Origin of the sequence: Actinotalea ferrariae (assembly GCF_019733465.1) — a bacterium.
GTDB lineage: Bacteria > Actinomycetota > Actinomycetes > Actinomycetales > Cellulomonadaceae > Actinotalea > Actinotalea ferrariae_A.
The window spans coordinates 1-11,092 of the sequence record NZ_JACVQL010000277.1; the positions used below are offsets into that span (position 1 = coordinate 1).

At 75.3% G+C, this 11,092-nt stretch carries 9 protein-coding genes and 1 pseudogene; 3 read left to right on the plus strand and 7 right to left on the minus strand.

What is annotated here, in order from left to right:
- The 3 genes from ICW40_RS17770 to ICW40_RS17780 all read right to left on the minus strand — a co-directional run.
- The coding region (locus ICW40_RS17770) for a heavy metal translocating P-type ATPase (RefSeq protein ID WP_221655338.1) at nt 1-1,812 on the minus strand (1,812 nt) is incomplete at its 3' end.
- Nucleotides 1,813-1,955: 143 nt separating this feature from the next.
- A complete protein-coding gene (locus ICW40_RS17775) occupies nt 1,956-2,192 on the minus strand; it encodes a heavy-metal-associated domain-containing protein (protein WP_221655339.1) in 237 nt (78 codons plus the stop codon).
- A gap of 29 nt (nt 2,193-2,221) precedes the next feature.
- A complete protein-coding gene (locus tag ICW40_RS17780; RefSeq protein ID WP_221655340.1) occupies nt 2,222-2,503 on the minus strand; it encodes a metal-sensitive transcriptional regulator in 282 nt (93 codons plus the stop codon).
- A 175-nt stretch (nt 2,504-2,678) separates the two neighbouring features.
- Here ICW40_RS17780 and ICW40_RS17785 point away from each other — a divergent pair, with 175 nt between their 5' ends.
- From ICW40_RS17785 to ICW40_RS17795, 3 genes are all read left to right on the plus strand, one after another.
- A complete protein-coding gene (locus tag ICW40_RS17785) occupies nt 2,679-3,998 on the plus strand; it encodes an alpha-amylase family glycosyl hydrolase (RefSeq protein ID WP_221655341.1) in 1,320 nt (439 codons plus the stop codon).
- 213 nt (nt 3,999-4,211) lie between these two features.
- Nucleotides 4,212-5,531 carry an MFS transporter gene (locus ICW40_RS17790; RefSeq protein WP_221655346.1) on the plus strand — a complete coding sequence of 440 codons (1,320 nt, stop codon included), beginning with the start codon at nt 4,212-4,214 and terminating at the stop codon, nt 5,529-5,531.
- Between the two features lie 14 nt (nt 5,532-5,545).
- Nucleotides 5,546-6,865: a GNAT family N-acetyltransferase gene (locus tag ICW40_RS17795; protein WP_221655342.1), complete on the plus strand. Its 1,320-nt coding sequence runs from the start codon at nt 5,546-5,548 to the stop codon at nt 6,863-6,865.
- A gap of 172 nt (nt 6,866-7,037) precedes the next feature.
- Here ICW40_RS17795 and hemL read toward each other — a convergent pair whose 3' ends face one another.
- From hemL to ICW40_RS17815, 4 genes and pseudogenes are all read right to left on the minus strand, one after another.
- A complete protein-coding gene (gene hemL / locus ICW40_RS17800) occupies nt 7,038-8,615 on the minus strand; it encodes a glutamate-1-semialdehyde 2,1-aminomutase (protein ID WP_221655343.1) in 1,578 nt (525 codons plus the stop codon).
- Nucleotides 8,612-9,595, minus strand: a complete 984-nt coding sequence (gene hemB / locus ICW40_RS17805) for a porphobilinogen synthase (protein ID WP_221655344.1) — start codon at nt 9,593-9,595, stop codon at nt 8,612-8,614. The genes hemL and hemB overlap by 4 nt, the downstream gene beginning before the upstream one ends.
- Entirely contained in the window at nt 9,595-10,458 is an 864-nt protein-coding gene (locus tag ICW40_RS17810; protein WP_221655345.1) for a uroporphyrinogen-III synthase, read from the minus strand. Before ICW40_RS17810 ends, hemB begins: the two co-directional genes overlap by 1 nt.
- Nucleotides 10,455-11,092, minus strand: a pseudogene (locus ICW40_RS17815) (hydroxymethylbilane synthase); the annotation flags it as partial. The pseudogene ICW40_RS17815 and the gene ICW40_RS17810, both read right to left, overlap by 4 nt.

Here is an 11,092-nt window from a genome sequence, read left to right on the forward strand (position 1 = left end):
GCTGTGCGCCGTGCGCACCACGCCGACGACGCCGCGACCGGCCTCGTTCGCGAACTCGGTCACCTGGTCCGAGCCGACCGCGACGCCGTCGGCGCCGAGCTCGGGCGCGTCGGTGCCGGTCGCGGCCACCCGCTGCGCCGCGGCCGCGATCGCGCGGGCGATCGGGTGCTCGGAGCGGGACTCGACCGCCCCGGCGAGGCGCAGCACCTCGTCGCTGCTGTCGGCGTCGTCGGTCACGAGCACGTCGACGAGCTCCATCCGGCCCTCGGTCACGGTGCCCGTCTTGTCGAGCACCACGGTGTCGACGCGGCGGGTCTGCTCGAGGATCTCCGGACCCTTGATGAGCACACCGAGATGGGCGCCGCGGCCGGTCCCGACGAGCAGCGCGGTCGGCGTCGCGAGCCCCAGCGCGCACGGGCAGGCGATGATCAGCACCGCCACGGCCGCGGTGAACGCCGCCGAGGCGCCCGCTCCCGAGACGAGCCACGCCGCGAGCACCCCGATCGCGATGACGAGCACCACGGGGACGAAGACGCCCGAGATGCGGTCCGCGAGGCGCTGCACGGGCGCCTTGCCCGTCTGCGCCTGCGTCACCAGCCGGCCGATCTGCGCGAGCATCGTCTCCTCGCCGACGCGCGTCGCCCGGACCACGAGGTAGCCGGCCGTGTTGACGGTCGCGCCGGTCACCGGGTCACCCGGACCGACGTCGACCGGGACGGGCTCGCCGGTGAGCAGGGAGGTGTCCACCGCGCTCGTGCCCTCGAGCACGACGCCGTCGGTCGCCACCTTCTCGCCCGGGCGGACGGCGAACACGTCGCCCACGGCGAGCGACGCGACCGGCACGCGGGTCCCGCGCGGCGTCCCGTCGGCGGCGCGGAGCAGCTCGACGTCGGTCGCGCCGAGCGAGAGCAGGCTGCGCAGCGCGTCGCCCGCCCGACGGCGCGAGCGGTGCTCGGCGTAGCGACCGGCGAGCAGGAAGGTCGTCACGACCGCGGCGACCTCGAAGTAGAGCTCCGGGGCGTCCATGCCTGCCATCGCGGCGCGGGGCACCAGCGTGGGCTCCATCCGCAGGCCGATCTCGCCGGCACCGCCGAGGAGCACGGCCCACAGCGACCACGCGCTCGCGGCGATGACGCCGAGCGAGACGAGCGTGTCCATGGTCGACGCGCCGTGGCGTGCGGCGCGCGCGGCGGCGCGGTGGAAGGGCCAGGCGGCCCAGGTCACCACGGGGAGCGAGGACGCCGTGACGACCCACTGCCACCCCGGGAACTGGAGGGCGCGGATCATCGAGAGCAGGAGGACGGGAACGGTGAGGACGGCCGCGACGAGCAGTCGGCGCCGCAGGTCGGCGCCGCGGTCGGGGACGGGTGCGGACATGTCCGCGTCGTCGTCCATCACGTGGCTCTCGGCCATCGAGTGCCCCGAGAGCGCGTGCTCGACGTCGTGGGCGCCGTGCGCGGCGTCGTCGTGTGCAGGGTTCGGCGCGCTGGGCGTGCGCAACCCTTCCTGCGGTGCGCCGTCGTGCTCCGGTGCGGGGCGCGGCGTGCTGCGCCGTGTGACACGGGCCGTGTAGCCCGCGCTCTCGACCGCCTTGACCAGCGCCTGCGGGTCGACGTCCTGCGTGAGCTCGACGTGCGCCGTCTCCGTCGCGAGGTTCACGGTCGCCGTCGCCCCCGCGACGCGGTTGATCTTCTTCTCGACGCGCATGACGCACGACGCGCACGTCATCCCCTCGACGGCGAGGTCGACGACGCCCACGGGCGCCGCGGTCTGCTCGAGGGACGGGGTGGTGGTGTGCTGCGAGTGGCTCATGGTGATCACATCCGTGGTGGCGCGACGCGCGCCGAGGAGGGGAGGGGGTGCCGGCGGACCGGCGGGTGCCGACGCCCGACCGCCGACCGGCGGACGGCGGCCGGGCGGCGTCGGCGGTCGGGGCGACCGGCCGACGTCGGCCGTCAGAGCAGGGAGCGCCGGGGGGCGACGGCGTAGCCGGCCTCGGCCACCGCGGCGGCGACGGCCTCGTCCGAGAGGGGCTCGGTCGCGGTGATCGTGACGGGCGACGTGGCGCCGGCGACGAGCTCGACCGTGACGTCGGTGACGCCGGGGAGCGTGCGCAGCTCCTCGTCGACCGAGCGGACGCAGTGGCCGCACGTCATGCCCTGGACGCCGATCTGGACGGTGGTGGTGCTCATGGTGGTTCCCTTCGTGGTTTCTGGGTTCTTCAGCTGCGGACGAGCCGTGCGATGGCGTCCGCGGCCTCGCGGACCTTGGCCTCGCCCGCCTCGTCGGACTCGCGCGCCGCGTGGACGACGCAGTGGCCCAGGTGGTCCTCGACCAGGCCGAGGCTCACCGCCTGGAGCGCCTTGGTCACGGCCGACACCTGGGTGAGGATGTCGATGCAGTACTCGTCCTCGTCGACCATGCGCGCGATGCCGCGCACCTGGCCCTCGATGCGGCGCAGCCGCTTGAGGTAGTCGTCCTTGGTGCCGCTGTAGCCGGCCATCGGTCCTCCTCGGGTGTCATCCGTCCCCAACAGGGTACCCCCCCAGGGTATTCCCCGCCGGGGGACCGACCTCCCAGCCCGCCTGCCGGCCGCCGCACCTGCCGGGTCGGACGCGTCGCTGTACGTTCGACGCGGGCTCGAGCGAGCCGACGTCGACGACGGGCTGGAGGACGGGATGCCGGGCTGGGTGGAGCACGCGCTCTGGTGGCACGTGTACCCGCTCGGGTTCGTCGGCGCCGAGCCGGCCGCGGTCGACGGACCGCCCGTCAGCCGCCTGCCGCGGATCACGGCCTGGTTCGACCACGTCGTCGAGCTGGGCCTCTCGGGCGTCGCGCTGGGGCCGGTCTTCGCCTCGGAGACGCACGGGTACGACACCGTGGACCACTTCGCCGTCGACGCGCGGCTGGGCACGGAGGAGGACCTGGTCGCCCTCGTCGAGGCGGCGCACGCGCGCGGGCTGCGCGTGACGCTCGACGGCGTGTTCAACCACGTCGGGCGCGGGTTCGCGCGCTTCCAGGACGTGCTGCGCGAGGGGCCGGGACCGGCGGACCGCTGGTTCCGGCTGCACTGGCCCGAGGGCGCTGGGCCGGGCACGGAGCCGCAGTACGTCGACTTCGAGGGGCACCACGCACTGGTCGCGCTCGACCACCACGAACCGGCGGTCGTCGACCACGTCGTCGCCGTGATGAACCACTGGCTCGCACGCGGCGTCGACGGCTGGCGCCTGGACGCGGCCTACGCCGTCCCGACGTCGTTCTGGGCGCAGGTGCTGCCGCGCGTGCGCGCCGAGCACCCCGACGCCTACGTGTTCGGCGAGGTGCTGCACGGCGACTACGTGGGGACGGTCGCCGAGGCCGGGTTCGACGCGGTCACTCAGTACGAGCTGTGGAAGGCGATCTGGAGCTCGATCAACGACCGCAACTTCTTCGAGCTCGCGTGGGCGCTGCGCCGGCACGACGAGTTCCTCGAGCACTTCGTCCCCGTGACCTTCGTCGGGAACCACGACGTCACGCGCATCGCGAGCCGCATCACGGACGAGCGGCACCTCGCGCACGCCGTCGTGCTGCTGCTCACGCTCGGCGGGACGCCGACCATCTACGCGGGTGACGAGCTCGGCATGCGCGGCGTCAAGGAGGACCGCGCGGGCGGCGACGACGCCGTCCGGCCGGAGTTCCCGCCGGACCCGGCGACCGCCGAGGGCCGCGACGGCCCGGTCCACAGCCTCCATCGCGAGCTCGTCGCGCTGCGCCGTCGGCACCCGTGGCTGCACCGCGCGCCCGCCGCGCTGCTCGAGACCACCAACGACCACCTCGCGTACCGCGTCGAGGGTGGCGGCGAGGCGCTCGTCGTCGTCCTCAACCTCGCCGACGACGCCGTCACGCTCGACCTCCCCGGCTGCGCGGTCGAGGCGGGTCGCGCCGACGTCGACGCGCACGACGGCGGCTCCTGCGTCGTGGTGCCGGGTCACGGCTGGGCGGTGCTCGCGGAGCGGTGACGCTCCGAGCGCCGAAATGTGTTCCCTCGCCCACGATGCCGGGCGCACGATGGGCGGGTGAGCTCCCCGACCCCGAGTCCTGAGGCTGCGGACGAGCCCCGATCCCCGACCGACGCCGAGACGACGGGTGCTGCGACGACGGGCGCCGCGACGACCGGGACCGCGACGACCGGGACCGCGACGACGGGGACCGCGACGGCCGAGGCCGCGACGATGCCGGGCGGCGAGCCGCCCGCGGTGGCCTCCGCCGACCGCCCGACGTGGCGCCGCGACGTCACGATCTTCCTCTCCGGTCAGACGGTCTCGCTGTTCGGGTCGATGCTCGTCCAGTACGCCGTGCTGTGGCACCTGACCCTCGTGACCCAGTCGGGCGCGGTCCTCGCGATCTCCTCCGTGGTCGGGTTCCTGCCACAGGCCGTCGTGTCGATCTTCGGCGGTGTGTGGGCCGACCGGCTCGACCGCAAGAAGCTGATCATGGGCGCCGACGCGGTCATCGCGGCCACGACGCTCGCGCTGGCGCTGCTCATGGCGAGCGGCATGGACGACCTGTGGCTGATCTACGTCGCGCTCGCCATCCGCTCCGCGGGTGCCGGCATCCAGACGCCCGCGGTCGCCGCGCTCCTCCCGCAGATCGTCCCGACCGACAAGCTCATGCGGGTCAACGGCATCAACGGCTCGATCCAGTCGGCGATGATGCTGCTCGCCCCCGCCGTCGCCGCGGCCCTGTACGCGTCGTTCTCGATCGTCGCCGTGTTCTTCGTCGACGTCGTCACGGCGGTGGTCGGCATCGGCCTGCTGTCCGTGCTGACCGTGCCGCGCATCGTCCGGAGCGCCGAGGGCCCGGTCGGGTACTTCGACGACCTCGTGGGCGGGCTGCGCTACGTCGCGTCCCACGGTTTCGTGCGGTGGGTGCTCGGGCTGTACGCCGTCGTCTTCCTGCTCATCGTGGCGCCGTCGTACCTCACGCCGCTCATGGTGGTGCGCACGTTCGGCGACGAGGTCTGGAAGCTGACCGTCAACGAGCTCGCGTTCAGCATCGGGATGCTGCTGGGCGGCATCCTCATCGCCGCGTGGAGCCCGAAGAACCGGGTCTCGCTGCTGCTCGGGTCCACCGTCGTGTTCGGGGCGCAGTCCGTCGCGATGGGCTTCTCCACGAACATGTGGGTGTTCTTCGCGCTCATGTTCAGCCTCGGGCTCGCTGTGCCCTACTTCGCGACGCCGTCCATGACGGTCCTTCAGGAGACCGTCGAGCCCGAGATGCAGGGCCGCGTGTTCGGCTTCGTCGGGATCGTCATGGCGGTGTCGATGCCGATCGGGATGGCCGTGTTCGGGCCGCTCGCCGACACCTTCACCGTCCAGAGCCTGCTCGTCGCGGCGGGGCTGGCGCTGTTCGTCGTGGTGGGCCTCGCGCTCGCGCTGCCGTCCGGTCGCAGGGCCCTCGCGAGCGCCCGCACGTCCACCGGTGACGGCGCCGCGGCGGCGGCCGAGCGGCCGACGTCCGACGTGGGCGCTGAGGCAGCGGGGGGACGGTGACGACGATGGCGGCGGTGACGACGCTCCCCGGCGGGCTCGAGCTCCGGACGTCGCGGCCGTCCGACCTCGACCAGATCGGAGCACTCCTCGTCGAGCGCGGCGAGGAGGCCGACGCGCTCGACCACCGCCTCGTCGTCGAGGGCGAGCTGGGCTGGGACGCGTGCGCCGTCGTGGTCGACGGCGACCGCGTGGTCTCGACGGCCACGCTCCTGGACGAGGAGGTCCGCGTCGGCGACGTCGTGCTCCCGGCCGGCCAGGTCGAGCTCGTCGCGACGGATCGCGAGTACGAGGGCCGCGGTCTCGTGCGGGCGCTCATGGGGTGGGCGCACGACCGGTCCCGCGACCGCGGCCACCTGCTCCAGGTCATGATCGGGATCCCGTACTTCTACCGGCTCTTCGGCTACGAGTACGCGATCGACATGCCGCGGGCGCGGAGCCTGCGCAGCGACGGCAGCGAGGCCGACGACGTCCCCGTGACCGCACCGGCAGCGCGCGACGACCTCGGCGGTGCGGCGACCGTCCCGGACGGGACGTCGTCGACCGTCGGCGTGCGGGCGGCCGCCCCGGGTGGGTCGTCACGCGCGCCCGGTGCCGGCCGGCTTCGTCCCGCGACGGAGGCCGACGTGCCGGTCCTCGCGGCGCTCCAGGACGCCGCCCAGGCGCCCTACGACGTCGCGATGCCGCACCCCGCGGAGCGGTGGCGCTGGATCCTCGCGCACGAGGGCAGCACCACCTGGGTGCTCGAGCGCGGCGGGTCGGTCGTCGCCTCCGCGCGCACCGGTCCGCCGGACGACGGCGTGCTCGTCGCCGAGGCGGCCGCGGTGGACGACGATGCCGCGACGGCCCTCCTCGCGGCGCTCGCGGACGTGGGCGAACCGCTGACCGTCGTGCACCGACCGCTCACGGTGCCGGGCCGTGCGTGGGCCGACCTGCTCGAGCCCCCCGGCCCGGGTGCCGAGCAGTACTACGCGCGCATCGAGCGCCCCGAGCTCGTGCTCGACGCCCTCCGGCCGGTGCTCAGCGCGCGCCTCCGCGCCGACGACGTCGGCCGTGACGTCGTGATCTCGACGTTCGGCCGTCACTACCGGATGCCGTGGACGGACGAGGCGGGCCTCGGCGAGGTCGAGGTCGGCGGCCCGATGCAGTCGCCCGGCGTCGCGGGCGGGGCGGGCGTCGCGCCGGACCGGCTGCCTGCCCTGCTCCTCGGACCGCTGGGCATCGACGGCCTCGCGCAGCTCTTCCCGGACGTCTACTCGGGCGCCGACCGCGAGCTCTTCACGGCACTCTTCCCACCCCAGACCGCCGACCTCCTCACCTACTACCTCCCCTGGTGAGCCTCCCCGACGAGGCCGGGACACCGACGCTCCCGCGAACAGGAACGCCCGGATGCTCGAAAGCGAGCGTCCGTGCACCTGGAGGGGGTAGTTCCCGGGCCACCTGCACGCGGGCTCGAACGCGAGCATCCGTGCGCCGGCGGGCGGCCCGGCGGGGGCGGAGCTGGTCGGGCTAGTCCGGGCGGGCCTGCGCCGCCGCGCGTGCCGCGCCCGGGAGCGCGTCGAGGATCCGGTTCACGGCGGCGTCGTCGTGCGCGGCCGAGACGAACCACGCCTCGAACACGCTCGGCGGCGCGTGCACGCCCGCCTCGAGGAGCGCGTGGAACATCGCGGGGTAGCGGAACGCCTCCTGCTCCTGCGCGCGGGCGTAGTCGGTGACCGGACCGTCGGCCGGGTCCACGAACGCGGCGCTGAACAGCGTGCCGGCACGCTGGATCGAGTGCGCGACGCCGTCGGCCGCGAGCGCCTCCGAGAGCCCGGCCGCGACGGCGTCGGCGACCCGCGCGACCCGGACGTACACGGACGCGTCGGCGGCACGCAGCGTCGCGAGCCCGGCGGCCGTGGCGACCGGGTTCCCCGACAGCGTCCCCGCCTGGTACACCGGCCCCAGCGGCGCGAGCTGCTCCATGACGTCCCGCCGGCCGCCGACCGCCGCGACCGGCAGCCCGCCGCCCACGACCTTGCCGAACGTCAGCAGGTCCGGCGCCCAGCCCTCGACGGCGCCCTCCAGACCCCACCAGCCGCTCGGTCCGGCGCGGAAGCCCGTGAGCACCTCGTCGAGGACGAGCAGCGCACCGTGCCGCGCGGTGATCTCGCGCAGCGCCCGGTTGAACCCGGGCAGCGGCGGCACCACGCCCATGTTCGCGGGCGCCGCCTCGGTGATGACGACGGCGATCCGGTCGCCGTGCGCCGCGAACGCCGCCTCGACCGCGGCGACGTCGTTGTACGGCAGCACGAGCGTCTCGGCCGCCGTGGCCTCGGTCACGCCCGCGGACCCGGGCATCGCCATGGTCGCGAGGCCCGACCCCGCCGCCGCGAGCAGCGAGTCCAGGTGCCCGTGGTAGCAGCCGGAGAACTTCACGACGAGCGGCCGGCCGGTCACGCCGCGCGCGAGCCGCACCGCGGTCATGGTCGCCTCGGTGCCGGTCGACACGAACCGCAGCCGCTCGACCGCCGGCACGCGCCGCCGGATCTCCTCGGCGAGGTCCGTCTCCCGGCCGGTGGGCGCGCCGAACGAGAGGCCCTGCGCGGCCGCCTCCTGCACCGCCGCGACGACCTCGGGGTGCGCGTGGCCGAGCAGCGCCGGACCCCAGGACCCGACGAGGTCGACGTACTCGTGCCCGTCCGCGTCGGTGAGGTACGGGCCGCGGGCCGACACCATGAACCGCGGCGTGCCGCCCACCGACCGGAACGCGCGCACGGGCGAGCTCACGCCGCCCGGCATCACGGCCTGCGCCTCGGCGAACAGCGCCTCCGAGACGGGGACCTCCGACCGGTCGGTCACGGCGCCGCCGCTGAGCGCGCGGTCGGCCGGCCACACCTCGCTCGGCCCGTGGTCGCCCGACGTCGACCCGCCCTCGGGCACCGCGCCCGGCAGCCCCGAGCCTGCGGCACCCCGTGCGCCGGACACGCCCCCGGCGCCGCCGGGAGCGTCGTCGTGCCGCACGCCGCTCGTCCCGTCCACGCCCGTGCCGTACGGGTCGCTGCTGATGCTGCCGTCGGCCGTGCCGCTGCCCGCGACCTCGCTCATGCGTCCTCCCTCAGCCAGGCGGCCAGCTCGAGCGCCCAGTACGTCAGCACGGCGTCGGCACCCGCGCGGCGGATGCCGACGACCGACTCCGTGACCGCCCGGCGGCGGTCGATCCACCCCTGCGCCGCGGCCGCCTCGACCATCGCGTACTCGCCCGAGACCTGGTACGCCCACACGGGCACGGGGCTCGCGGCGGCGACGTCGGCCAGCACGTCGAGGTAGGACATCGCGGGCTTGACCATGACGACGTCGGCGCCCTCCTCGACGTCCAGCAGCGCCTCGCGCAGGCCCTCGCGCCGGTTCGTCGGGTCGAGCTGGTAGCTCCGCCGGTCGCCGACGAGCGTCGACTCGACCGCCTCGCGGAACGGCCCGTAGAACGCCGACGCGTACTTCGCGGCGTACCCGAGCAGCGCGACGTCGGTGCGCCCGGCGTCGTCGAGCGCCGACCGCACGGCCGCGACCTGGCCGTCCATCATCCCGCTGAGCCCGAGCAGGTGGGCGCCGGCCTCCGCCTGCGCGAGCGCCATCCGGCGGTAGTGCTCGAGCGTCGCGTCGTTGTCGACGCGCCCCTGGGCGTCGAGCACGCCGCAGTGGCCGTGGTCGGTGAACTCGTCGAGGCACAGGTCCGCCTGCACGACGACGGCGTCCCCGACCTCCGCGACGACGTCGGCGATCGCGCGGTTGAGCACGCCGTCGGGCTCGCACGCCGCACTGCCCGTCGCGTCCCGCTCGGCCGGCACGCCGAAGAGCATGACGCCGCCGAGACCGGCCTCCGCCGCCTGCGCGGCGACGCGGCGCAGGCTGTCGCGCGAGTGCTGCACCTGCCCGGGCATCGACGTGATCGGCACGGGGTCCGTGGCGCCCTCGCGCACGAAGAGGGGAAGCACCAGCTGCGCGGGCGTGACCGTGGTCTGCGCGGTGAGGCGGCGCATCGCGGGGGTCGAGCGCAGGCGGCGCGGGCGGACCGCGGGGAACGGCATCAGCTCTCCAGCCTGGACGTCGGATCGGTGGGCCCGGGCGCGGCGCCCGTCGCGTAGCGGGCGAGAGCCTCGACGAGCTCCTCGCCCGACGCCTGCAGCGGCACCACGTGCACCGCCAGCCCGTGGTCGCGCGCCGCCTGCTCGGTGCGCGGACCGATGCAGCAGACGACCGTCGTCGGCGGGGGCATGCCCACGAGCTCGACGAGGTTCGTCACGGTGCTCGCGGAGCTGAGCAGGACCGCGTCGAAACCACCGGTCCGGACCTCGGTCCGCAGGCTCTCGCCCGGCACCGGCCCGGACAGCGTCCGGTACGCGACGACGACGTCGACCTCCCACCCCAGCTCGCGCAGCCCGTCCGCGAGCGTCGGCTCGGCGAGGTTCGACTGCGGCAGCAGCACGCGGCCGGACCGGCCGCGGAGGGTCGGCGTCGCGTCCGCGCGGGGGAAGTCGGCGAGCAGCCCGCGGGCCGAGCGCTCGCCGCTCGGGAGCAGCGCCGGGACGACGTGCAGCCGCTCGAGCGAGCGTCCCGTGCCCGGCCCGACGGCGGCGACGCGCGTGTCGCCGACGAAGGTCGCGAGCGCCGTCGCGGGCGTCTCCCGGCCACGGTTGACCAGCGTCGCGACGCGCGCGGACAGCGACTGCACCGTGGTCGCGCTGGTCACCACGAGCCAGTCGTAGTCGCCGCGCGCGAGGCCGTTGAGCACCGAGTCGTACGTCGTCAGGTCCTCGGGCGGCGCGAACTCGATGAGCGGCACGACGACGCTCTCGGCGCCGTGCTCGGCGAGCATCACCGCGACCCGCTCGCCCCACTCGCCGCCGCGCGGGACGAGCACCCGCCAGCCGGTCAGCGCCCGGAGCGTCATGAGCGGGCCGTGCCCGAGAGGCCGGCCGAACCCGTTCCCGGCAGGTCGGCGATGTCCCCCGCGCCCGCCGCGAGCAGGTGCTGGGCGACCTGCTCGCCGAGCGTGCGCGCGGCGTCGATGCGCCCGTCACGGTCCTCGGGCAGCGTGATGGACGCGGACGTCCGTACCTGCGCCCCGCCGTCGGGCGCGCACACGACGGCGTCGAGGCGCAGGCGCACGACGTCGGCGTGCCACGAGTCCACCGGTCCGTGATCGAGGTGGCCGAGCGCGCCGATCGGCGCGGCGCAGCCCGCCTCGAGGACCGTGAGCAGCTCGCGCTCGGCCGTGACGGCTAGCCGCGTCGGCAGGTGGTCGAGCGCGCGCAGGGCGTCGCCGACCGGCCCGGGCCCGAGCAGCGAGGGGCGGCACTCGACGGCGAGCGCACCCTGACCGGGCGCGGGCGCGACGAGCTCGGGGTCCAGGTACTCCGTGACGGCGTCGAGCCGGCCGAGGCGGGAGAGGCCCGCGGCCGCGAGCACGACGGCGTCCAGGTCGGCGGGGCCCGCGCCGCCGGCCACGCGGCCGAGGCGCGTGTCGACGTTGCCCCGGATGTCCTCGATCACCAGGTCCGGGCGGCTCGCGCGCAGCTGGGCCG